Origin of the sequence: Enterobacter cloacae complex sp. P12RS (assembly GCF_014895875.1) — a bacterium.
Classification (GTDB): domain Bacteria; phylum Pseudomonadota; class Gammaproteobacteria; order Enterobacterales; family Enterobacteriaceae; genus Enterobacter; species Enterobacter bugandensis.
Window position 1 is genome coordinate 55,568 of the sequence record NZ_JADBQO010000022.1, and the last position, 22,360, is coordinate 77,927.

Annotated in this window: 20 protein-coding genes; 16 read left to right on the forward strand and 4 right to left on the reverse strand. The window is 56.7% G+C overall.

Annotated elements, in window-relative coordinates:
• The first annotated feature begins 309 nt into the window (after positions 1-309).
• The 4 genes from glnH (at position 310) to ybiO (ending at position 4,863) form a co-directional block, all read left to right on the forward strand.
• On the forward strand, positions 310-1,053 hold the full coding sequence (glnH, locus tag IM284_RS14515) for a glutamine ABC transporter substrate-binding protein GlnH (RefSeq protein ID WP_014831177.1): 744 nt from the start codon (positions 310-312) through the stop codon (positions 1,051-1,053).
• Between the two features lie 93 nt (positions 1,054-1,146).
• Positions 1,147-1,806: a glutamine ABC transporter permease GlnP gene (glnP, locus tag IM284_RS14520; RefSeq protein WP_003858462.1), complete on the forward strand. Its 660-nt coding sequence runs from the start codon at positions 1,147-1,149 to the stop codon at positions 1,804-1,806.
• Positions 1,803-2,525: a glutamine ABC transporter ATP-binding protein GlnQ gene (glnQ, locus tag IM284_RS14525; RefSeq protein ID WP_028012446.1), complete on the forward strand. Its 723-nt coding sequence runs from the start codon at positions 1,803-1,805 to the stop codon at positions 2,523-2,525. Before glnP ends, glnQ begins: the two co-directional genes overlap by 4 nt.
• A 124-nt stretch (positions 2,526-2,649) precedes the next feature.
• Complete coding sequence (gene ybiO, locus IM284_RS14530) at positions 2,650-4,863, forward strand: mechanosensitive channel protein (RefSeq protein WP_047368148.1); 2,214 nt, start codon at positions 2,650-2,652, stop codon at positions 4,861-4,863.
• 45 nt (positions 4,864-4,908) lie between these two features.
• On the opposite strand, the gene rlmF is transcribed toward ybiO, so the two are convergent.
• A complete protein-coding gene (rlmF, locus tag IM284_RS14535) occupies positions 4,909-5,820 on the reverse strand; it encodes a 23S rRNA (adenine(1618)-N(6))-methyltransferase RlmF (RefSeq protein ID WP_193055836.1) in 912 nt (303 codons plus the stop codon).
• 243 nt (positions 5,821-6,063) lie between these two features.
• On the opposite strand from rlmF, the gene mcbA reads away from it, so the two are divergent.
• From mcbA to ybiJ, 3 genes are all read left to right on the forward strand, one after another.
• A complete protein-coding gene (mcbA, locus tag IM284_RS14540; protein ID WP_047368146.1) occupies positions 6,064-6,330 on the forward strand; it encodes a DUF1471 family periplasmic protein McbA in 267 nt (88 codons plus the stop codon).
• Between the two features lie 124 nt (positions 6,331-6,454).
• Positions 6,455-6,721 carry a DksA/TraR family C4-type zinc finger protein gene (locus tag IM284_RS14545; protein WP_028012442.1) on the forward strand — a complete coding sequence of 89 codons (267 nt, stop codon included), beginning with the start codon at positions 6,455-6,457 and terminating at the stop codon, positions 6,719-6,721.
• A gap of 286 nt (positions 6,722-7,007) precedes the next feature.
• Positions 7,008-7,268, forward strand: a complete 261-nt coding sequence (ybiJ, locus tag IM284_RS14550) for a DUF1471 family protein YbiJ (RefSeq protein WP_014883102.1) — start codon at positions 7,008-7,010, stop codon at positions 7,266-7,268.
• A 120-nt stretch (positions 7,269-7,388) separates the two neighbouring features.
• On the opposite strand, the gene ybiB is transcribed toward ybiJ, so the two are convergent.
• Complete coding sequence (ybiB, locus tag IM284_RS14555; protein WP_047368145.1) at positions 7,389-8,351, reverse strand: DNA-binding protein YbiB; 963 nt, start codon at positions 8,349-8,351, stop codon at positions 7,389-7,391.
• A gap of 255 nt (positions 8,352-8,606) precedes the next feature.
• On the opposite strand from ybiB, the gene IM284_RS14560 reads away from it, so the two are divergent.
• The 5 genes from IM284_RS14560 (at position 8,607) to IM284_RS14580 (ending at position 13,978) form a co-directional block, all read left to right on the forward strand.
• The gene (locus IM284_RS14560) at positions 8,607-9,143 is read left to right on the forward strand and encodes a fimbrial protein (protein WP_028012440.1); all 537 of its coding nucleotides are present in this window, start codon (positions 8,607-8,609) and stop codon (positions 9,141-9,143) included.
• A gap of 69 nt (positions 9,144-9,212) precedes the next feature.
• Complete coding sequence (locus IM284_RS14565; protein ID WP_028012439.1) at positions 9,213-9,887, forward strand: molecular chaperone; 675 nt, start codon at positions 9,213-9,215, stop codon at positions 9,885-9,887.
• Between the two features lie 26 nt (positions 9,888-9,913).
• Positions 9,914-12,457 carry a fimbria/pilus outer membrane usher protein gene (locus IM284_RS14570; RefSeq protein WP_139128217.1) on the forward strand — a complete coding sequence of 848 codons (2,544 nt, stop codon included), beginning with the start codon at positions 9,914-9,916 and terminating at the stop codon, positions 12,455-12,457.
• Positions 12,458-12,479: 22 nt separating this feature from the next.
• Complete coding sequence (locus tag IM284_RS14575) at positions 12,480-13,469, forward strand: fimbrial protein (RefSeq protein ID WP_048960241.1); 990 nt, start codon at positions 12,480-12,482, stop codon at positions 13,467-13,469.
• Positions 13,470-13,474: 5 nt separating this feature from the next.
• On the forward strand, positions 13,475-13,978 hold the full coding sequence (locus IM284_RS14580) for a fimbrial protein (protein ID WP_047368144.1): 504 nt from the start codon (positions 13,475-13,477) through the stop codon (positions 13,976-13,978).
• Here IM284_RS14580 and dinG read toward each other — a convergent pair.
• Positions 13,965-16,142 carry an ATP-dependent DNA helicase DinG gene (gene dinG / locus IM284_RS14585; protein ID WP_047368143.1) on the reverse strand — a complete coding sequence of 726 codons (2,178 nt, stop codon included), beginning with the start codon at positions 16,140-16,142 and terminating at the stop codon, positions 13,965-13,967. The two genes, IM284_RS14580 and dinG, sit on opposite strands and share 14 nt — an antisense overlap.
• Positions 16,143-16,239: 97 nt before the next feature.
• The gene (rhlE, locus tag IM284_RS14590; protein WP_028012434.1) at positions 16,240-17,622 is read right to left on the reverse strand and encodes an ATP-dependent RNA helicase RhlE; all 1,383 of its coding nucleotides are present in this window, start codon (positions 17,620-17,622) and stop codon (positions 16,240-16,242) included.
• 205 nt (positions 17,623-17,827) lie between these two features.
• Between rhlE and cecR the strand changes: the two genes are divergently transcribed.
• The 4 genes from cecR to IM284_RS14610 are packed head-to-tail and all read left to right on the forward strand — an operon-like array spanning position 17,828 to position 22,352.
• A complete protein-coding gene (gene cecR, locus IM284_RS14595; RefSeq protein WP_047368142.1) occupies positions 17,828-18,502 on the forward strand; it encodes a transcriptional regulator CecR in 675 nt (224 codons plus the stop codon).
• Positions 18,502-19,497, forward strand: a complete 996-nt coding sequence (hlyD, locus tag IM284_RS14600; protein ID WP_047368141.1) for a secretion protein HlyD — start codon at positions 18,502-18,504, stop codon at positions 19,495-19,497. The genes cecR and hlyD overlap by 1 nt, the downstream gene beginning before the upstream one ends.
• Complete coding sequence (locus tag IM284_RS14605; RefSeq protein WP_047368140.1) at positions 19,490-21,229, forward strand: ATP-binding cassette domain-containing protein; 1,740 nt, start codon at positions 19,490-19,492, stop codon at positions 21,227-21,229. The genes hlyD and IM284_RS14605 overlap by 8 nt, the downstream gene beginning before the upstream one ends.
• On the forward strand, positions 21,219-22,352 hold the full coding sequence (locus IM284_RS14610) for an ABC transporter permease (protein ID WP_028012430.1): 1,134 nt from the start codon (positions 21,219-21,221) through the stop codon (positions 22,350-22,352). Before IM284_RS14605 ends, IM284_RS14610 begins: the two co-directional genes overlap by 11 nt.
• The last annotated feature ends 8 nt before the right edge of the window (positions 22,353-22,360 follow it).

The window sequence follows — 22,360 nt, forward strand, 5'->3', positions numbered from 1 at the left end:
TATGGTGCACAGTTTTTGCCTGAGACGGTGCAAAAGTGAATAAATTGTAATAATCACCTCACACAACCGTTAATGGAAGATTGTTTTTTCGTCAGAATTTACGCTTAATATCTCCCCGTCAGTTGACCCAAACGAAGCGCACCAAAATGGTGCTCCATGCTGGTGCAACACGACATCATTGCCACGCTTTTTGTGCAATGTATGATTTCATCCCCTTTGTAAAACAACAGCTTGTAAAGTTGGCACGATTTTTTCATTGTGCCAGTCGTTCTCGCAGGGGATCGCCCCGTGGATATAAAAGGAAATGCTATGAAGTCTGTATTAAAAGTTTCACTGGCTGCACTTACCCTGGCTTTTGCGGTGTCCTCTCAGGCTGCCGACAAACTGGTTGTGGCGACCGACACGGCGTTCGTTCCGTTTGAATTCAAACAGGGTGACAAATACGTTGGTTTTGATGTTGATCTGTGGGCCGCTATCGCCAAAGAACTCAAACTGGACTACACCCTGAAGCCGATGGACTTCAGCGGCATCATCCCGGCGCTGCAAACCAAAAACGTCGATCTGGCGCTGGCGGGCATCACCATTACCGAAGAACGTAAAAAAGCGATCGACTTCTCTGACGGCTACTACAAAAGCGGCCTGCTGGTGATGGTCAAAGCGGATAATAACGACGTAAAAAGCGTGAAAGACCTCGACGGTAAAGTGGTGGCAGTGAAGAGCGGCACCGGTTCCGTGGATTACGCGAAAGCGAACATCAAAACCAAAGACCTGCGCCAGTTCCCGAACATTGACAACGCGTATATGGAACTCGGCACCAACCGTGCTGACGCTGTTCTGCACGACACGCCGAACATCCTGTACTTCATTAAAACGGCTGGTAACGGCAAGTTCAAAGCCGTGGGCGACTCTCTGGAAGCTCAGCAGTACGGTATCGCGTTCCCGAAAGGCAGCGACGATCTGCGCACGAAAGTTAACGGCGCGCTGAAAACGCTGAAAGAGAACGGCACTTACAACGAAATCTATAAAAAATGGTTCGGTACTGAGCCTAAATAATTTTACCTGAATTCAGGGTTATAGCGCCCGGCGGCGCTCACGCTTGCCGGGCCTACATTTTTCGTTTTTCACCACGGTATACAGGAATACATCATGCAGTTTGACTGGAGCGCCATCTGGCCTGCCATTCCACTCTTGCTTGAAGGCGCTAAAATGACCCTGTGGATTTCGGTCCTGGGTCTGGTAGGTGGGTTGATTATCGGTCTTGTCGCCGGTTTCGCCCGCACCTACGGTGGCTGGATTGCAAACCACATCGCACTGGTTTTCATCGAAGTGATCCGCGGCACGCCGATTGTCGTGCAGGTCATGTTTATTTACTTCGCCCTGCCAATGGCCTTTACCGACCTGCGCATCGATCCGTTCAGCGCGGCCGTCGTGACCATTATGATCAACTCGGGCGCCTACATCGCGGAAATCACCCGCGGGGCGGTGCTGTCGATTCATAAAGGTTTCAGCGAAGCCGGTCTGGCATTAGGTCTTTCTCGTCGCGAAACGATCCGTCACGTTATTCTCCCGCTGGCGCTGCGCCGCATGCTGCCGCCGCTGGGTAACCAGTGGATCATCAGCATTAAAGATACATCGCTGTTCATCGTTATCGGCGTGGCCGAACTGACCCGTCAGGGCCAGGAAATTATTGCAGGCAACTTCCGCGCGCTGGAAATCTGGAGTGCGGTCGCCGTCGTTTATCTGATCATTACGCTGGTACTGAGCTTCGTTCTGCGCCGTCTTGAAAGAAGGATGAAAATCCTGTGATTGAATTTAAAAACGTCTCCAAGCACTTTGGCCCAACCCAGGTGCTGCACAATATCGATCTGAATATAAAGCAGGGTGAAGTGGTGGTGATTATCGGGCCTTCCGGTTCCGGTAAATCGACCCTGCTGCGCTGCATCAATAAGCTGGAAGAGATCACCAGCGGCGATCTGATCGTTGACGGTCTGAAGGTTAACGACCCGAAAGTGGACGAGCGTCTGATTCGTCAGGAAGCGGGCATGGTGTTCCAGCAGTTCTACCTGTTCCCGCACCTGACGGCGCTGGAAAACGTGATGTTTGGCCCACTGCGCGTGCGCGGTGCCAACAAAGCGGCGGCGGAAGCGCTGGCAAAAGATCTGCTGGCGAAGGTTGGCCTGGCGGAGCGTGCGCACCACTACCCTTCCGAGCTCTCCGGTGGCCAGCAGCAGCGCGTGGCGATTGCGCGCGCGCTGGCGGTGAAACCGAAGATGATGCTGTTTGATGAGCCGACGTCTGCACTCGACCCGGAACTGCGCCACGAGGTGCTGAAAGTCATGCAGGATCTGGCGGAAGAAGGGATGACGATGGTGATCGTGACCCACGAAATCGGCTTTGCTGAGAAAGTGGCTTCCCGCCTGATCTTTATTGATAAAGGCCGCATCGCCGAAGACGGTAACCCGCAGGAATTGATCGCGAATCCGCCTAGCCAGCGTCTGCAGGAGTTCCTGCAGCACGTCTCCTGATCCCTCGCTACATACCGAGCCGGGCTTGCCCGGCTTTTTTACGCCAGATTGTTCCCAAAAACTCCACTCCGCCTCTCGCCCTCTATACTTATCATTTTGCACGATATTTTTGTCGGAGGACGCCGTGCCGTGGATCCTGCTGCTGTTGATAAGCCTGTTTAGTGCGCCATCGCTCGCCGTGGCAATCCCCGGCGTCACCACCGGAGCAACTGCTACTCAGCAAAATACGCCGCCTCCGGAGCCGGATGCAGAACAAAAAAAAGCGGCCTATAGCGCACTTGCCGACGTCCTTGAGAATGACACCTCCCGGCAGGAGCTGATCGAACAGTTGAGGAAGGTGGCCGCCACGCCGCCTCAGGATCCGGTTCCGACCATTACGCCACCGCAGATCGAAGAGGAAAAGACGGTACTGGAAAACGTCACCGACATCAGCCGCCGCTACGGGGAAGCCCTGTCGTCGCGTTTTGCCCAGCTCTATCGAAATCTTGTTGGCACCTCGCATAAACCTTTTAATCCCCACACCTTCACCGCAGCCGCCACGCAGTTTGCGATTCTGGCGGGTGCCGTATTCATTTTTTACTGGCTGCTGCGCCTGTGCGCCTGGCCGCTCTACCGGAAGATGGGCCACTGGGGACGGAAAAAAAATCAGCATAAAAGCAGCTGGCTGCACCTCCCGGCCATGATTACCGGAGCGTTTATCATCGATTTACTGCTGCTGGCCCTGACGCTGTTTGTCGGTCAGGTGCTGGCGGACCGCCTCAATACGGGCAACAAAACCATTGCCTTCCAGCAGGCGCTCTTCCTGAATGCGTTTGCGCTCATCGAATTTTTTAAAGCGGTGCTGCGCGTCATCTTTTGCCCGCGCGTGCCTGAACTTCGCCCTTTCAATATCAACGACGATAGCGCGAAATACTGGGCCGTGCGGCTAAGCGTGCTCAGCGGGCTGATAGGATACGGCCTGCTGGTAGCCGTGCCGATTATCTCCAACCAGGTTAACGTGCAGTTTGGCGCGCTGGCGAACGTGCTGATTATGCTCTGTATAACCGTCTGGTCTCTGTACCTTATCTTCCACAATAAAAGGGCGATCACCGAGAGCCTGCTGCATCTGGCCGACCGTTCCCTCTCTTTCTTCAGCCTGTTTATCCGCGCCTTCGCGCTGGTGTGGCACTGGCTTGCAAGCGCGTACTTTATTGTGCTGTGCTTCTTCTCGCTGTTCGACCCGGGAAACAGCCTGAAATTTATGATGGGGGCGACGTTTAAAAGCCTGGCGATTATCGGCATCGCGGCGTTTGTGTCCGGGCTGTTGTCCCGCTGGATCTCGAAAACCATCACCCTGTCGCCGCAGGTGCAGCGTAACTACCCGGAACTGCAAAAACGGGTGAACGGCTGGATGTCGGTATCGCTTAAGGTGGCGCGCATTCTGACCGTCTGCGTGGCGATCATGCTGCTGCTGAATGCGTGGAGCCTGTTTGATTTCTGGAACTGGCTGCATAACGGCGCAGGCGAGAAGACCGTCGATATTTTAATTCGTATCGCGCTGATTCTGTTCTTCTCCGCCGTCGGCTGGACGCTGCTGGCGAGTCTTATCGAGAACCGTCTGGTATCGGATATTCACGGCAGACCGCTCCCCAGCGCCCGCGCGCGCACGCTGTTGACCCTGTTCCGCAATGCGCTGGCGGTGATCATCAGCACCATCACCATCATGATTGTGCTATCGGAAATCGGCGTGAATATCGCCCCGCTGCTGGCGGGTGCAGGCGCGCTGGGGCTGGCGATCTCCTTCGGCTCGCAAACGCTGGTGAAGGATATTATTACCGGCATCTTTATCCAGTTTGAGAACGGGATGAACACAGGGGATCTGGTGACCATCGGGCCGCTGACCGGTACCGTGGAGCGGATGTCGATTCGCTCGGTAGGCGTGCGTCAGGATACCGGGGCATATCACATCATTCCCTGGTCATCGATCACTACCTTCGCCAACTTTGTGCGCGGCATTGGCTCCGTTGTGGCCAACTACGATGTGGATCGTCATGAAGATGCCGACAAAGCGAAGCAGGCGCTGCGGGATGCGGTCAGTGAACTGATGGAAATGGAGGATATTCGCGGGCTGGTGATTGGCGAGCCGTCGTTTGCCGGCATCGTTGGGCTGACCAACACGGCGTTCACCCTGCGCGTTTCGTTCACCACCCAGCCGTTGAAGCAGTGGACGGTGCGCTTTGCCCTCGACAGCATGGTGAAAAAGCACTTCGATCTGGCGAACGTGCGAACGCCGGTGCAGACGTATCAGGTATTGTCGCCGCCCGCCTCGCCGCTCCCTCCGCAGGAGCCGACGCTGTAACCGAGCCGGGTGGCGGCTTTGCCCTACCCGGCCTGGGGCGGGATACTATTTGCGACGTTTGTTATCGTCCATAAACGACCAGGCGATAAAGCGGCTCTGCTTCTGGCCCTGCGCCATCTCTTTTTTCACTACTTTTAAGGCACCCGCTTCGCTCAGCGCGCGGTAGAGCGGCGGCAGGTTATCCCCGCGGGAAACCAGCGTCGTGAACCACTTCACCTGACGGCCAAACTGTTGGCTTTCCGCAATCATGCGCAGGATGAAGGCAACTTCACCGCCCTCGCACCACAGCTCCTGCTGCTGCCCGCCGAAGTTCAGCGCGGCGTCTTCCGCCTGACCGAGGTTGCGGCGTTTACGCTCGCTGCCCGCGCGAGCCGCTGCCGCCGAATCATGAAACGGCGGGTTGCACATCGTAGCGTCATAGCTTTCGTTTTTATGAATTATGCCGTTGAAGATGGAAGCCGCCTCTTTCTGACGACGCAGACGAATGGAACGGCTCAGGCCAGGGTTCGCGCTGATAATCGCCTGCGCGCTGGCAAAGGCCTCGGCGCCGATTTCGCTCCCGGTGAAGCGCCAGTGATATTCATGTACGCCAATCAGCGGGTAAATCAGGTTTGCCCCGGTGCCTATATCCAGGATGGAAGCCTGCTGCGGTACAGCGCCGTCACGATCTTCGGCAAGCAGATCGGCAAGGTGATGAACGTAATCAGCGCGGCCCGGCACAGGGGGGCAGAGAAAGCCTTCCGGAATATCCCAGTGAGCCACACCGTAAAAATGCGCCAGCAGGGCTTTGTTCAGCGTTTTCACCGCCTGCGGATCGGCAAAATTGACGGTCGGCTCACCCGCTGGGGTCTGGACAATATAGTCCTGCAGCGAAGGGCAGCTCTGGCACAGGGCGTTCATGTCGTAGCGGCTGCGGTGGCGATTTCGTGGGTGCAATCCCGGCTTTTGTGAAGTCATGGCGTTCTCCTTTAAACAGCGGCGTAAGATACCCTGTGCTGGCCCAGCGGTAAATCTTTCTCTGCGGCGCTTAAAAAAACACCGTAAATCAAACACCTCTACGTCTATGATCTGTCAGCGAATTGTCAGTTTTTATCGTTCAAAAAATAAGCAGATCATCATCAAATATTTGCGCTAAGTCACACTCGTCAGGCTTCTAAACTTAAAGGGAATCACCTGTTGTTTCCTCATGAGGATGTGATTATGAAAAAGTACCTGACCCTTGCTGTTATCGCCGGCGCCCTGGCAACGGCTTCATTTTCTGCGATGGCCGTTCAGCCACTGAATGAAAGTACCGATACTAGCCAACTGCGTCCGGCGGGCACCGTCTCGGTAAGTCGCGCAAGTAACCTGGACGATCTGCAGAATAAACTGGCCGAAAAAGCCCGCCAGGAAGGTGCGAAAGGCTTTGTCGTGAACTCCGCTGGCGGAGATAACCATATGTACGGCACAGCAACCATCTATAAATAATTTTTTTCCTCCACAACAAGACTGCATCTGCCTGCCGGATGCAGTTCATTTCCGCTTTATCTTGATTGTTCATTTTTTAACCCCATATTAAAAGCAGGGTATAAACCGATTTCAGGAGGATGCCATGGCTTCCGGTTGGGCGAATGACGACGCCGTTAACGAACAGATCAACAGTACCATTGAAGATGCGGTTGCGCGCGCTCGCGGTGAGATTCCGCGCGGCGAAAGTTTGAAGGAGTGCGAAGAATGCGGAGAGCCGATCCCGGAGGCGCGGCGTAAAGCCATTCCAGGAGTAAGGTTATGCATTACCTGCCAGCAGGATAAAGATTCAAAAAATGCCTCACATTCAGGTTATAATCGCAGAGGATCGAAAGATAGCCAGTTACGCTGACTCTCCTTTACCAAAGTTAACCCTGCCTGCACTTACCTTTACGCTCACGGTTTTTAGCGAACCGCGTAGCAAAATGTGCCCTTCATCTTTCTTCTGTAAAGCGCATCCACAAGAAGTGTAAAGCGCTGGTTTGAATTTATTAATATTCAATAAGTTATTTGTCATTCAATTTTTTTGACTGTTCACGTCAATTCTCTTCGATTTTATCCCTCAGGAAAAAACGTGATACTTATCACATCGACGGAACATCGTCCCCTTAACAGAAAACACCTGCGAGAGATTAATTATGAAAACCATCAAATATGCTGTAGCTGCTGTTGCCCTGTCCGCTCTGTCTTTCGGCGCATTCGCCGTAGAGCCTGTTTCATCCACTCAGGCCCAGAGCATGAATAAAATCGGTGTGGTAAGTGCAGAAGGCGCGACCACGCTGGACGGCCTGGAAGCCAAGCTGGCTGAGAAAGCCGCTGCTGCCGGTGCAAGCGGATACACCATCACCTCCGCTAACACCAATAACAAGCTGAGCGGTACTGCGGTTATCTACAAATAATCGCCTGAAATGAATGCTGTACCCTCGCCAAACCCTCTGGTGAGCTGCTCCAACCCTCATTGACCCTGTTGTTTGTTACCCTTGCTTGCCCGTCCGCCACTGGACGGGCTTTTTTTTTGCCTAAAACGACTGTGCCACCCGCTGTAACCCCGCTTCCACCGTCTCTACCTCCCCTGTCGCCAGCAAGCAGCAGGCCATTTGCAGTTTGATCGACTGTGGGACCGGCACATTTCCGGCCAGGCACTGCGTAATCCAGTGCGCGGTAACCTGCGGATCTTTTGACTCCGGCAGAATCACATCGCTGTTTTCTTCCCCGCGTTCAAGCACAACGCGCGTACCGACAGAATCGATCAGCATCAGCTGTGGGCAACGCTGCGGGTTGGCGTACACCTCCCCTTCTGTTCCGTGCATCAGCAGTGCGCGTCCACCGATTTCGGCAAAGAACTGACCGACGCGCGTCACGTACTCCGGATGAGAAACACTGGAAAGGCGCAGTGCGGCATCCTCAGCAAACGGCGTTGCCAGCTTCGCCAGGGTGTGCGCACTGTTACGCACGCCCATGCGCCAGCGCATGTCCAGCTGCTTTTCCAAAGGCGGGCAGAGCGCACGAACGGGAATATAGACCGGCTGGTTCCCCTCCAGCTTTGCCTGCGCCTGGCCGGCATGGAGAGTCGGTTCAATGCCCAGCAGTTCAAAGATGGTTTCTGTCAGTACGCGCGTGGGATCTTCGCTGACCCCATGTACCACCACCGGGAACCCCAGCTTATGTAACAATATCGCCAGCAGCGGCGTCAGGTTTGCCTGCTTGCGCGCCCCGTTATAGCTCGGGATCACAATCGGCATCGGTTTTGCCACCGGCGGCGTTAAGCGCAGCGTTTGCGCCTGCATCGCCTCGTAGAAACCACGCATCTCCGCTTCGCCTTCGCCTTTGATACGCAGCGCAATCAGGATGCCGCCCATTTCCAGGTCCGGTACCTCGCCGTTGAGCATACGGGTGTAAAGCGCGCGAGCGGTTTCATGGTCCAGGTCGCGGGCGTGGTTTTTCCCACGTCCTACCTCTTTGATAATTTTGCGATAATCCACGACATTCCTCCTGACAGCCTATCTTGTTAACACTATAGCCCTGATGAATGGCTATCCGTTAGTTTTTTATCCCTTAAGACAACCTTCTGTTTTAATAGCAAAAAATAAACACAAGCTTTTTTTCAATTATTTGTGATTTCTATAGCAGATTCGTATTCATACATTTTTTGATTAAATAACCAGCGGAAAGTCATTAAGGGTCAACGGTGAAAACGTCCAGGCAACGCTCTCACCCGAAACATATCAGGATTTGCTATGAACAAGGTTGCTTTAGGTTTAATCATCGCCGCAGCGGTGGGATGTTCTGCATCCACGTTTGCGGCAACGAACGGTGAAGGGCAAATAAACTTCACCGGCGAAATTATCGATTCTGCTTGTCAGGTCGTAAATGGATTAAGTAATCCATTAAATGTACAGCTGGGGAAAGTGTCTAAAACGGTATTTACCGGTGCAGGCTCTACAAGCACCTTAACGAAGTTTGATATTCAGTTAACGAATTGTCCTGACACGGTCACCTCCGCCGCCATTAACTTTGGCGGAACACCGGATGCGAATAACAATTCGACGCTTGCCTTAACGCCAGATACCGATGCGGCGACAGGGGTGGCGATTCAGCTGGTGGATGCCTCGCAGCAGCCTGTCAGCCTGTATACGCCGTCTCAGCAGTATCAGTTAACCTCCGGCACGGCGGTTAACGATCTGGAGTTCGGCGCACGCTATATCCAAACCGGCCCGGCAATTACCGCAGGCCCCGCTAACTCCGTTTCAACCTTCACCGTTATTTATAACTGATCTTATCAATCCGGAGATATTAATGCTTTCGCGAGCATTAATATCTTCTCTATTCATTGAGAAATCTTTATGCGCCACGGTTATTTACTGAGCACGCTTTTACTGGTAGCAACTGCTTCACATGCTGGGGTCATTATTAACGGCACCCGACTGGTCTATCAGGGAGATAAAAAGGAATCTTCTCTTGGTCTTTCAAATCCAGATGCGACGGATTATCTGGTGCAGTCCTGGGTTGATTCCGGCGGTAAAAACCTGGCCAAAGCCCCGTTCCTGATCACCCCGCCGCTTTTCCGTCTGGATGCGCACGAAGATAACGTTCTGCGCGTGGTGCGTACGGGCGGAAATTTACCGGAAGACAGGGAATCCCTGTACTGGTTGAACATTAAAGCAATCCCTTCCTCAAAACACGTTGAGGGGGTAAATACGCTGCAAATCGCCATTAATACTCGAATCAAATTACTGTATCGCCCGTCTGCGGTAAAAGGCAGACCAGAAGATGTGGCGGATAAACTTGAATGGCGCCGCGAAGGGAACGATCTGGTGGTGAATAACCCCACGCCGTTCTATATGAATTTCCAGACCGTTACGCTGAATGGTCATAAAGTCGCGAAAGCCACCTGGGCTGTTCCGAAAACGGAAACGCATTTTGCCTTACCGGGTAATGTCGGGGGCGCGAACGTGACGTATTCCATTATTACCGACTTCGGCAGCATCAGCCATACCTGGTCGAAATCCGTTCATTAATTCTTTTGCCCGGTAATAAAATAATTATGTACAGCCATAAAAAGCCGTTCACCTGCCGATTATCTTCATTGCTGGTCATTCTCTGTGGCCTGGCAATGGCGATCTTTGCGCAGCAGGTTATGGCTGATGATTATTTTAACCCTGCCCTGCTGGATATTGATAATCCCCAGCAGGGTAAAACCGATCTGTCCATCTATGAAAAAGGGCCTGGTCAGGCGCCGGGGAAATATGAGGTCGCGGTATTTATCAATAATAATAAAATTGATACCCGCAACGTGACCTTTACGCTTCAGAAAGATTCGCAGGGCAACAGCACGCTGCAGCCTTGCTTTAGCCTTGAGGAATTAAAAAGCCTCGGCATCAAAACCAAAAAATTTCCGCAGCTAATGGCCAAAGGCCAGTGTGCTGATTTACATGTCATTCCTGCGGCATCCGCCACCTTTCGCGTTCGCAACCAGCAGCTGCTGATGAGCATCCCTCAAACGGCGCTGGGCCAGGTGCCTCGCGGTTACATTGACCCGAAAGAGTTTGACGAAGGGATCACTGCGGGCCTGCTTAATTACAGCGCCAATGCCAGCCACAGCCGCGCGCGACAGCACGGTGAGCAGGATAACAGCAGCCAGTACGTAAACCTGCGCCCAGGCCTGAACGTTGGCGCATGGCGCATTCGCAACTATTCCACCTGGAATCGCAGCACCACGGGCCATGAGGAGGAGCAGAAATTCACCTCCGTTTATACCTATGCGCAACGCGATATCGTGGCAATGAAAAGCGACATCACCGTCGGCCAGAGCTCATCCCCTGCCGACGTGTTTGACAGCGTTCCCTACACCGGGGTGGAGCTGAAATCCGACAGCGACATGCTGCCGGACAGCGAGAAAGGCTATGCGCCGATTATCCGCGGCACGGCACACAGCAACGCGCTGGTGGTGGTTCGCCAGAACGGCTACGTCATTTATCAGAACACGGTCGCGCCGGGCGCCTTCGAAATTAACGATCTCTACCCCACCGGCAGCAGCGGCGACCTGCAGGTTACCGTGAAAGAGACCGACGGCAGCGAAAGCCATTTTGTCGTGCCGTTTGCCTCCGTGCCGGTCTTGCAGCGTGAAAAAAACCTGCGCTACAGCGTGACCGCCGGGCGTTATCGTTCCTATGACAACGATGTCGAAAAGACCCCGTTTGCCCAGGGCAGCGCCATCTACGGTTTACCCTACGGTATCACCGCCTACGGCGGCGTTCAGCAGAGCAGCCATTATCAGTCTCAGGCGGTGGGCGTCGGGAAAAACATGGGCGATTTAGGCGCCTTCTCCATTGACGTCACTCGCGCCAAAGCCCTGTTGAAAAAACAGCAGGCCAGCAAAGGCCAGTCGTGGCGCGTGCGCTACAGCAAAGATATCGCCCAGTCAGGCACCAACTTCTCGCTGGCCGGCTACCGCTATAACAGCAAAGGGTTTTACACCCTGGAAGACACCATGGAGTCGTATACCCGCTCTGACGACTGGTCTGAACCGCAGCAGCGCCGCGCCCGTACCGAAGCCACCGTCGACCAGACGCTGCCGGAAGGCTGGGGTTCCGTAACCCTGAGCCTGGTGAAAGAAACCTACTGGACCCAGAGCCAGGACATGACCTCGGTGAGTGTCAGCTACAACAACAGCTGGCACGGCGTGAGCTACAGCCTCAGCTACAGCATGAACAAAAACACCCGCGACAGCGACGAAGACGGCAATGAGGTGACGAACGACAACCAGTTCGCGCTGAGCGTCTCGGTGCCGCTGGACCACTGGATGCATAACACCTGGGCCACCTACAACCTGAACAACACCAAAGATGGCACCACGCAGAATATCGGTCTGAACGGTACGGCGCTGAAAGAAGATAACCTCAACTGGAATATTCAGGAGGGGGTGAGCAGTACCGGCAGCGGCAACTCCACCAGCCTCAACGCCGATTACAAAGCAACGTACGGCGAACTGAGCGGCGGCGTCAGCCAGGACAAATATCAGCAGACCGTGAACGTCGGCCTGCAGGGCGGCGTGGTTGCCCATGCGAACGGCATCACCCTGAGCCAGCCGCTCGGTGAGACCATCGCGCTGGTGAAAGCGCCGGGCACGCACGGGACGCATATCACTAATCAGACCGGCGTTGAAACCGACTTCCGCGGCTACACCGTTGTCCCGTATGTGACCGCGTATCGCCACAACACCATTGCGCTGGATACCGAAACGCTGCCGGACAATGCCGACGTCACCCACGCCGCGCAGGTCGTCACCCCAACTCGCGGGGCCGTGGTGCGCGCCAGCTTTAACACCCGCGTGGGCAACCGCGTGCTGATGACGCTGACGCACAACGGCAAACCGCTGCCGTTCGGCGCGACGGTCACCACAGAGGATAAGGACAGCGAGTTTATTGTGGGTAATGACGGTCAGACCTATCTTTCGGGTCTGCCGCAGCAGGGGCATCTCGCCGTTTCCTGGGGACAGGACGCGAGCGAGCACTGCATCGCTGACTATGCGCTAACGGATGAGAAAGAGAAAACCAGCATCATTAACGCTGCCGCGCAGTGTCATTGATTCACCGTTCAGGCTAACGACTATGCAAATGATAAAACAATGCTTTTTCTTACTGATTCTGGGCACCGCGGCATTATTTATGCCGCATGCGAAGGCTGACTGCACTACGCCCGATATGCCGAAAATGATCAACGTTGCCACCATTTCGGTCCCAACGACGCTGGCAGTAGGCGCTACCATTCCCGGTACGGAGCAGACTGTGCACGTCGCGGGTAACTGCAACCATCCTTACGAAAGCGGGATGGAAATCATCTCCTGCTATTACGGAAGTGGTTCGGAGATACCCGGGTTGACCGGCGTTTATGACACAGGCGTGCCTGGAGTCGGCATTGCCTTAAGGAACGACCAGGGCCAGCGCATTTCAGGCGGGGGAAAGGTCGCCTGCGATTCCCGCAGTACGCCCATCGGCTATGTCTCGACCGATGGATATCAGTCCTTTGATTTTAACGTCACACTTGAGCTGGTTAAAACCAGTGATGCGGTACAGTCCGGCACGCTGCTTCAGGCGCAAACAGAGTTCGGTATTGGCGTATATGGCAACGACGGCATTGGTTCACCCAATGTTATCTCCTACGCAGGAAACGTTAACTTCCAGAACGTCACCTGCTCCGTTTCCCCAAAAAACCTGACCATTAATCTGGGCGACTTCCCGGTCAGCGATTTTATTAGCGTGGGGATGTTATCAAGCCCGGCGCAAAACTTTGACGTGACGGTGAACTGCAACAGCAACGTGCAGCCTGAAGTGAAGGTCACCAGTTCAAATGGTTATGAACCGGGGTCAGCAGGGGTGATCAAACTCACCCGGCAGCCCGGCATGGCAACCGGCGTCGGGGTCAGAATGCTGGTTGATAACCAACTCGCCACCTTTGACACCTACGTGAACACCCAAAGCCAGGCAATCGCCAACCAGACGCTGGCGATCCCGTTTGAGGTTCGCTACGAACAAACCAGCAACGTCGTGACGCCAGGCCCTGCCAACACCGTCGCCACCGTTACCCTCGCTTATAAGTGACGATCATGAAAAAAACAGCTTTGATGCTGGCGCTGGGCCTGATAGCCCAGGCCCACGCCGATGATATTCAGATCCAGATGACGGGGAATATTTACGCCAACACCTGCGTCATTGACAGCGCCAGCCGCAACCTGACGGTAGATTTAGGCCAGGCAGTATCAGGTAATTTTAAAGATGTAGGGGATACCGGCGAATGGAAAGATTTTTCGCTCTCGGTATCGCACTGTCCCGCCACGCTGGCGCTTGCCACGGCCTATTTCTACGGCCAGGCAGACAGCGTGCACCCGACCAAATTCGCCAACACCGGCAGCGCGAAGGGGCTGGCGCTGGAGCTGGCCGACCGACAGGACAAGATCCTGATCGCCCCGCAGGCAGCGTTTAACGTGCCGATTAACCCGGCTGACCACACGGCCACGTTTCCGCTCTCCGCCCGCTATTACGCCACGTCTATGCCCGTCTCCGCAGGCACGTTCAGCAGCGTGATTCAGGTGACCTTTACTTACCAGTAGGACCGCGCCCCTTAGCACGGATGCTTTTCCTGCGCCCGGCGGCCAGTTTTGCCGGGCGTTTTTTTACTTCAGGCACCTCCGGCTGCTCAATCGGAAAGATCGGCAGCGCGTTCAGCAGCCGCTGACCGTAGTTTTTGGTGAGCAAACGCTTGTCGTAAATCACTACCTCACCCCAGCAGCCGTGGCTACGAATAAGACGCCCCACCTGCTGAATCAGGTTAAACGACGCCGCAGGCAGGCTCTGCACCTCAAACGGATAGCGGTTGAGGCTTTTCAGCCACTCGCCCTCGGTGATCACCACCGGGCTGTCGATAGGCGGAAAGGCGATCTTATGGATATGCACCTGCGTCAGGTAATCCCCCTTCAAATCCAGCCCTTCGGCAAAGGACTGTAGCCCCACCAGCACGCTGCGCTCGCCGTTATCAATACGTTTGCGGTGCGTTTCCACCAGCCGGTAACGGGGCTGGTCGCCCTGCACCAGCAGGAGTAAACGCAGGTCGGTGACGTGCTCCAGGAAGCGCTGCATCGCCCGCCCGCTGGCAAACAGCACCAGCATGCCGGGAAATTTTTTACTTTCAACCTGCTCGCGGAAGTAGGCCGCCATCTCCGCAATGTGCTGCTCTTCATTGTCGATAAGCGGCTCGTATTTCATGCGTGGAATGACCAGCTTGCCCTGCTCGCAGTGGTTGAACGGCGAGTCCAGCGCCACAAAACGATCGCCCGCTTTCTCCTTCAGGCCGCTCATCTCCTGCAACCGTGAAAAGCTGTTCAGAGAGCGCAACGTCGCAGAGGTAACGACCACGTGCGGCACACTGCGCCAGATAAGCTTTTCCAGCTGATCGGCCACGCGGATGCCCACGCAGTGGAAAAAGAGGTGCACCTGCCCGTCGCGCACTTCCCGGGTGGCCCATTTGGTGACCGGCGCGCCCGACGCCTGCGCCATCGAGGCCAGCCGCCAGAGCTTGCTCTGCGCCTCAAACATCCCCAGCGCGCGGTTCATTTGCAGCAGGATGCGGTGCAGCCGCACCACATCGTGCGAGCCAGTTTTCTCGCTGAGGTCGTTCAGGAACATCTCCGCCAGCCCGCGCAGCTTTTCCAGATGCTTCGCCAGCTGCTGGCAGATCTCCATCACCTCGTCCGGAAGTTCGCCCATCGCGAAGCGGTGTTCTGCCTCCTGGGCTGCCGGAAGATAAAGATTGAGGATGTTGTTCAGAGACGAGATAAGGCTGTAAACCTCTTCGCAGTGGTCGCTCAGACGCTCGGGTACCGCCAGCGGCGGCGTGGTTTTCGGGCGAAACTGCTCCATGCAGGTCGCCACCAGTTTGCAGAACAGATCCAGCTGAAGTCGGAACCACGGAGCGGTGATTTCCGCGCTCATCTCCAGCGCGTCCCGCGCCACGTCCGGCAGGTGGTGGCCTTCGTCGAGCACCAGCAACAGGTTTTTCGGCTCCGGCAGCACCGCTTCGCTCTCCAGCGCCGCCATCACCAGCGCGTGGTTGGCGACAACCACCTCCGCCTCCTGGATCTCGCGCCGGGCGACGAAGAACGGGCATTCCCGGTAGTAGTGACAGTTGCGGTTCAGGCAGCTTGCTTTATCGGTACTGAGCCTGCGCCACAGGTCGTCGCTAATCGCCAGGCTGGTGTGATCCCGCAGGCCGTCCCACTTATAGCCGTCGAGCTCGGCTTTCAGCTTTGCGCACTGCTCCTGCTCGGCTTTGTTGTTTGGCGTCAGCTCGTCATCCAGAAAGGCGAGCAGATCCTGCTGCGAGGGCTCGCTGCTGGCCAGCGCCGCCAGGTTACGCGGACAGACGTAGCGCCCGCGCCCAAAGGCGGCGGTGAAGCGGAGATCGGGGATGATTTTGCGCAGCAGCGGCAAATCTTTGCTGAAGATCTGATCCTGCAAGGCCACGTTCGCAGTGCTGACTACCAGCGTTTTGTCCTCTTCCCGCGCGATGGCGATGCCGGGAATGAGATACGACAGGGTTTTCCCGACGCCGGTCGGGGCTTCAATCGCCAGATGTCGCCCGTCGTCCCCGGCGAGCGTTTTTGCCACGTCTGCAATCATCTGCCGCTGCGGCGCTCGGGGGATAAAATCGGGGATCTGCTGCTGAAGCGCCTTATACCAGGCGCCTATTTGCGCTTTCAGCGCCGCGGTTAAAGCCATTGGAAAACCTGAAATACTGTATAAACAGCCACTATTGTGGCACTTTCTCTTCGCCGTCGCAAAAAGAAAAGCCCGGCTTTACGACCGGGCTTCCAGATTACTGCGGGTTAGCAGGCTTGCGCGGGCGGCGTCGGCGCTGCCCCTCGCCTGCCGGTTTCCCTTCACCGCTGCGCCACGGGCTTTCACCGGCCGGCTTGCCGTCGTTATTACGACGCGGCGGTTTGCCGGATGACTTCGGCGCGCCACCTTCAGCACGACGCGGCTGCTGGCCGCGACCACCGCCGCCCTGACCGCGACCGCCGCCCTGACGACCGTTCTGAATCGGCTCGGCTTTGATGGAAGGGTCCACTTCATAGCCCGGGGTTTCGATGCGCGGGATCTCTTTCTTCAGCAGGCGTTCGATGTCGCGCAGCAGCTTGTGCTCGTCCACGCAGACCAGAGAGAGCGCCTCACCTGTTGCTGCCGCACGGCCGGTACGACCGATACGGTGAACGTAATCTTCCGGGACGTTTGGCAGCTCGTAGTTCACCACGTGCGGCAGCTCTTCAATATCGAGGCCACGGGCAGCGATGTCGGTCGCCACCAGCACGCGGATGTCGCCGGATTTGAAGTCCGCCAGCGCGCGGGTACGCGCGCCCTGGCTCTTGTTACCGTGGATCGCCGCGCTGCGGATGCCGTCTTTATTCAGCTGTTCCGCCAGGTGGTTCGCGCCGTGCTTGGTGCGGGTAAAGACCAGCACCTGCTGCCAGTTGCCCTGACCGATCATCTGGGAGAGCAGCTCCCGCTTGCGCTTTTTATCCACAAAGTGAACATGCTGCGTGACCTGCTCGGAAGCGGTGTTGCGGCGCGCCACTTCCACTTCCAGCGGGTTATGCAGCAGCTTTTCCGCCAGCGCCTTGATCTCATCGGAGAAGGTCGCGGAGAAGAGCAGGTTCTGGCGACGCGGCGGCAGCTTCGCCAGCACGCGACGAATATCATGAATGAAGCCCATATCGAGCATGCGGTCGGCTTCGTCCAGCACCAGAATTTCAATGCTGTCGAGCTTCACCGCGTTCTGGTGTTCCAGATCCAGCAGACGGCCCGGCGTTGCCACCAGCACGTCCACGCCGCCGCGCAGCTTCATCATCTGCGGGTTAATGCTCACGCCACCGAAAACCACCAGCGAGCGAATGTTGAGATAGCGGCTGTACTCACGCACGTTCTCGCCAATCTGGGCTGCCAGCTCGCGGGTTGGGGTGAGGATCAGCGCGCGCACCGGACGACGGCCTTTGGCGTGCGGCTGGTTTTTTACCAGCAGCTCTAACAGCGGCAGGGTAAAGCCCGCGGTTTTACCGGTGCCGGTCTGGGCGCTGGCCATCAGGTCACGGCCCTGAAGCACGGCCGGAATAGCCTGCTGCTGGATAGGGGTTGGCTCAACGTAGCCCTGCTCTGCGATCGCGCGCAGAATTTCCGGGTTCAGGCCAAGGGAATCAAAAGACATAAAAACTCCGAACCGCCCCGACCATCACAGGTGTAGTTTTCAGGGAGATATCACGAATAGAAGGACAAAAACCACAATGTCGCGAAGGTGCGGAGTGTAGCAGCTTTTGTGACGTGGCGCATAAAATATCCCTGTCGTATCCCTCGACGATTTAGCGATTCAGGTATAATTTTAATCAATCGATTGATTAATTTTTAATGCCGACATGAATACGACACCGACGACAACCAAAGGTGAACAGGCCAAAAGCCAGCTTATCGCCGCCGCGCTGGCGCAGTTTGGCGAGTATGGCCTGCATGCCACCACGCGGGATATCGCTGCCCAGGCCGGGCAAAACATTGCGGCCATTACCTACTATTTTGGCTCAAAAGAGGATTTATACCTCGCCTGCGCCCAGTGGATTGCCGATTTTATTGGCAACAATTTTCGCCCGCACGTTGAGGAGGCCTGCGCGCTGCTGAGTCAGCCGACGCCGGATCGTACCGCTATCAGGCAACTTATCCTCAATGCCTGCCACAATATGATCCGCCTGCTGACGCACGACGATACGCTCAACCTGAGCAAATTTATCTCCCGCGAGCAGCTCTCCCCCACTGCCGCTTATCAGCTGGTACACGATCTGGTGATTGCCCCGATGCACACCCATCTGACCCGGCTGATTGCCGCCTACACCGGGCGGGACGCCAGCGATACCGACACCATTTTGCATACCCACGCCCTGCTGGGCGAAATTCTCGCCTTCCGTCTGGGGCGTGAAACCATCCTGTTACGCACGGGCTGGGTACAATTCGATGAGGATAAAGCCGCGCAGATTAGCCAGGTCATCACCTGTCATCTCGATCTGATCCTGCAAGGCTTAACGCAAAGGAGCCTGAAGTGATGAAAAAACCTGTCACCATCGTTCTGGTGGTTGTTGTTTTGCTTGCCGCGGGAATCGGTGGCTGGCTGTGGTATCAGAGCCAGCAGGATCGGGGCCTGACGCTGTACGGTAACGTGGATATTCGTACCGTGAATATGAGCTTCCGCGTCGGCGGACGTCTCGCCTCGCTGAGCGTTGACGAAGGTGATGCCATCAAAGCCGGGCAGACGCTGGGCGTGCTGGATAAAGCCCCCTTTGAGAACGCGCTGATGCAGGCAAAAGCTGGCGTCTCTGTCGCCCAGGCGCAGTATGACCTGATGCTGGCGGGCTATCGCGATGAGGAGATTGCCCAGGCCGCTGCCGCCGTTAAGCAGGCCAAAGCCGCCTACGACTACGCGCAGAACTTCTATAACCGCCAGCAGGGACTGTGGAAAAGCCGCACCATTTCCGCCAACGATCTGGAAAACGCGCGTTCATCCCGCGACCAGGCGCAGGCGACGCTGAAATCCGCGCAGGATAAATTAAGCCAGTACCGCTCCGGTAACCGCGAGCAGGACATCGCCCAGGCGAAGGCCAGCCTCGAGCAGGCGCAGGCGCAGCTGGCTCAGGCGGAGCTGGATCTGCACGACACTATCTTAACCGCCCCGTCTGACGGCACGCTGATGACCCGCGCGGTAGAGCCTGGCAGCATGCTCAGCGCGGGCAGCACCGTCTTGACGCTGTCCTTAACCCGTCCGGTATGGGTGCGGGCCTACATTGATGAGCCGAATCTCGGCCAGATGCAGCCGGGCCGCGAGCTGCTGCTCTATACCGACGGTCGCCCGGACAAGCCGTATCACGGCAAAGTGGGCTTTGTCTCCCCTACCGCCGAATTCACGCCGAAAACCGTTGAAACGCCGGATCTGCGTACCGACCTCGTGTACCGCCTGCGCATCATCGTCACCGACGCGGACGACGCGCTGCGTCAGGGCATGCCTGTTACCGTGACCTTAAACGACGGGGAACGACATGAATGATGCGGTTATCCAGCTCAATAATCTGGTCAAACGCTTCCCCGGAATGGATAAACCGGCGGTCGCGCCGCTGAACTGCACCATTCAAAAAGGCTACGTGACCGGACTGGTGGGTCCGGACGGCGCGGGCAAAACCACGCTGATGCGGATGCTGGCGGGGCTGCTGAAGCCGGATGAAGGCTCGGCCAGCGTGCTTGGCCTTGACCCGATAAAAGACGACGGCGCGCTCCACGCCATGCTCGGCTATATGCCGCAGAAGTTTGGCCTGTACGAAGATCTGACGGTGATGGAGAATCTCAATCTGTACGCCGACCTGCGCAGCGTCACCGGTGAAACCCGGCAGAAAACCTTCGCCCGACTGCTCAAATTTACCTCCCTCGGCCCGTTCACCGACCGGCTGGCGGGCAAGCTTTCCGGCGGGATGAAGCAGAAGCTGGGGCTGGCCTGTACGCTGGTGGGCGAACCAAAAGTGCTGTTGCTCGATGAGCCCGGCGTCGGCGTAGACCCGATCTCCCGCCGCGAGCTGTGGCAGATGGTGCACGAGCTGGCGGGCGACGGGATGCTGATCCTCTGGAGCACCTCCTACCTCGACGAAGCGGAGCAGTGCCGTGACGTGCTGCTGATGAACGAGGGCGAACTGCTCTATCAGGGCGAACCGACCGAGCTGACGCACACCATGGCCGGGCGCAGTTTTCTGCTGCACAGCCCGCAGGAGTCCAACCGCAGGCTGCTGCAGCGGGTGCTGAAGCTGCCGCAGGTGAGCGACGGGATGATTCAGGGCCGCTCGGTGCGCGTGATCCTCAAAAAAGAGGCCACCGTCGACGATATTCGCCGTGCGCCGGGCATGCCTGAGATTGAAATGGACGAGACCGCCCCGCGCTTTGAAGATGCGTTTATCGATCTGCTGGGCGGTGCAGGTACGTCGGAATCGCCCCTTGGCGCGATCCTGCACACGGTGGAAGGCACGCCCGGCGAAACGGTGATCGAAGCAAAATCGCTCACCAAAAAGTTCGGGGACTTCGCCGCCACCGACAACGTCAACTTTGCGGTGAAGCGCGGCGAGATTTTTGGCCTGCTCGGACCGAACGGCGCGGGAAAATCGACCACCTTTAAAATGATGTGCGGCCTGCTGGTCCCGACGTCCGGCAAGGCGCTGGTGCTGGACATGGATCTCAAGGTCAGCTCCGGCAAAGCGCGCCAGCATCTCGGCTATATGGCGCAGAAGTTCTCGCTGTACGGCAACCTGACGGTCGAGCAGAATCTGCGCTTTTTCTCCGGCGTGTACGGCCTGCGCGGGCGGGCGCAGAATGAAAAAATCCGCCGCATGAGCGACGCCTTCGGGTTAACGAATATTGCGTCCCACGCCACCGACGAGCTGCCGCTCGGCTTTAAGCAGCGGCTGGCGCTGGCCTGCTCGTTGATGCACGAGCCGGATATCCTGTTTCTTGATGAACCTACGTCAGGCGTGGATCCCCTCACCCGCCGCGAGTTCTGGCTGCACATCAACAGCATGGTGGAAAAAGGCGTGACAGTGATGGTCACCACCCACTTTATGGACGAGGCAGAGTATTGCGACCGCATCGGGCTGGTCTATCGCGGAAAGCTGATTGCCCACGGCACGCCGGACGACCTGAAAGCGCAGGCCGCCGACGACGCACAGCCAGATCCGACCATGGAGCAGGCGTTTATCACCCTCATCCACGACTGGGATAAGGAGAATGCTCATGCGCAGTAACGCCCTTTCCTGGCGCCGGGTGCGCGCCCTGTGCATCAAAGAGACGCGGCAGATCGTGCGCGATCCCAGCAGTTGGCTGATTGCGGTGGTGATCCCCCTGCTGCTGCTGTTTATCTTTGGCTACGGCATTAACCTCGACTCCAGCAAGCTGCGGGTCGGTATTTTGCTGGAGCAGCAGAGCGAAGAGGCGCTGGACTTCACCCATGCCATGACCGGCTCACCCTACATTGACGCCACCGTCAGCGACAACCGGCAGGAACTGATTCAGAAAATGCAGGCCGGGAAAATTCGCGGCCTGATCGTCATCCCGGTGGATTTCGCCGCCAACATGGCGCGCCCGGGCGCCGATGCGCCGATTCAGGTGATTACCGACGGCAGCGAGCCGAACACCGCCAACTTCGTGCAGGGCTATGCGGAGGGGATCTGGCAGCTCTGGCAGATGCAGCGCGCCGAAGACCGGGGCGAGACGTTTGAACCGCTCATCGATGTGCAGACGCGCTACTGGTTTAACCCCGCCGCCATCAGCCAGCACTTTATTATTCCGGGGGCGGTGACCATCATTATGACGGTGATTGGCGCGATCCTCACCTCGCTGGTCATCGCCCGCGAGTGGGAGCGCGGCACTATGGAGGCGCTGCTCTCCACCGAGGTGACGCGGGTTGAGCTGCTGCTGTGCAAGCTCATCCCCTACTACTTCCTCGGCATGCTGGCGATGCTGCTCTGCATGCTGGTCGCGGTCTTTATTCTTGGCGTGCCGTATCGCGGCTCGCTGGTGGTACTGTTCTTTATCACCAGCCTGTTTTTGCTCAGCACGCTGGGGATGGGGCTGCTCATCTCCACCATCACCCGCAACCAGTTTAACGCCGCGCAGGTGGCGCTCAACGCCGCCTTCCTGCCATCGATTATGCTCTCCGGTTTTATCTTCCAGATAGACAGCATGCCTGCGGTGATCCGCGCCGTGACCTACATCATTCCGGCGCGCTACTTCGTGAGCACGCTGCAGAGCCTGTTCCTGGCGGGGAATATTCCGGTGGTGCTGATTATCAATACCCTGTTTTTGCTGGCGTCGGCGGTGATGTTTATCGGGTTGACGTGGCTGAAAACCAAACGGCGACTGGATTAAGGAGCGCA

What these genes read in the sequence shown, in the direction of transcription:
- glnH (WP_014831177.1), top strand. Translation starts at nt 310, where the DNA reads ATGAAGTCTGTATTAAAAGTTTCACTGGCTGCACTTACCCTGGCTTTT.
- glnP (WP_003858462.1), top strand. Translation starts at nt 1,147, where the DNA reads ATGCAGTTTGACTGGAGCGCCATCTGGCCTGCCATTCCACTCTTGCTT.
- rlmF (WP_193055836.1), bottom strand. Translation starts at nt 5,820, where the DNA reads ATGACTTCACAAAAGCCGGGATTGCACCCACGAAATCGCCACCGCAGC.
- mcbA (WP_047368146.1), top strand. Translation starts at nt 6,064, where the DNA reads ATGAAAAAGTACCTGACCCTTGCTGTTATCGCCGGCGCCCTGGCAACG.
- IM284_RS14545 (WP_028012442.1), top strand. Translation starts at nt 6,455, where the DNA reads ATGGCTTCCGGTTGGGCGAATGACGACGCCGTTAACGAACAGATCAAC.
- ybiJ (WP_014883102.1), top strand. Translation starts at nt 7,008, where the DNA reads ATGAAAACCATCAAATATGCTGTAGCTGCTGTTGCCCTGTCCGCTCTG.
- IM284_RS14560 (WP_028012440.1), top strand. Translation starts at nt 8,607, where the DNA reads ATGAACAAGGTTGCTTTAGGTTTAATCATCGCCGCAGCGGTGGGATGT.
- IM284_RS14565 (WP_028012439.1), top strand. Translation starts at nt 9,213, where the DNA reads ATGCGCCACGGTTATTTACTGAGCACGCTTTTACTGGTAGCAACTGCT.
- IM284_RS14570 (WP_139128217.1), top strand. Translation starts at nt 9,914, where the DNA reads ATGTACAGCCATAAAAAGCCGTTCACCTGCCGATTATCTTCATTGCTG.
- IM284_RS14575 (WP_048960241.1), top strand. Translation starts at nt 12,480, where the DNA reads ATGCAAATGATAAAACAATGCTTTTTCTTACTGATTCTGGGCACCGCG.
- IM284_RS14580 (WP_047368144.1), top strand. Translation starts at nt 13,475, where the DNA reads ATGAAAAAAACAGCTTTGATGCTGGCGCTGGGCCTGATAGCCCAGGCC.
- dinG (WP_047368143.1), bottom strand. Translation starts at nt 16,142, where the DNA reads ATGGCTTTAACCGCGGCGCTGAAAGCGCAAATAGGCGCCTGGTATAAG.
- rhlE (WP_028012434.1), bottom strand. Translation starts at nt 17,622, where the DNA reads ATGTCTTTTGATTCCCTTGGCCTGAACCCGGAAATTCTGCGCGCGATC.
- cecR (WP_047368142.1), top strand. Translation starts at nt 17,828, where the DNA reads ATGAATACGACACCGACGACAACCAAAGGTGAACAGGCCAAAAGCCAG.
- hlyD (WP_047368141.1), top strand. Translation starts at nt 18,502, where the DNA reads ATGAAAAAACCTGTCACCATCGTTCTGGTGGTTGTTGTTTTGCTTGCC.
- IM284_RS14605 (WP_047368140.1), top strand. Translation starts at nt 19,490, where the DNA reads ATGAATGATGCGGTTATCCAGCTCAATAATCTGGTCAAACGCTTCCCC.
- IM284_RS14610 (WP_028012430.1), top strand. Translation starts at nt 21,219, where the DNA reads ATGCGCAGTAACGCCCTTTCCTGGCGCCGGGTGCGCGCCCTGTGCATC.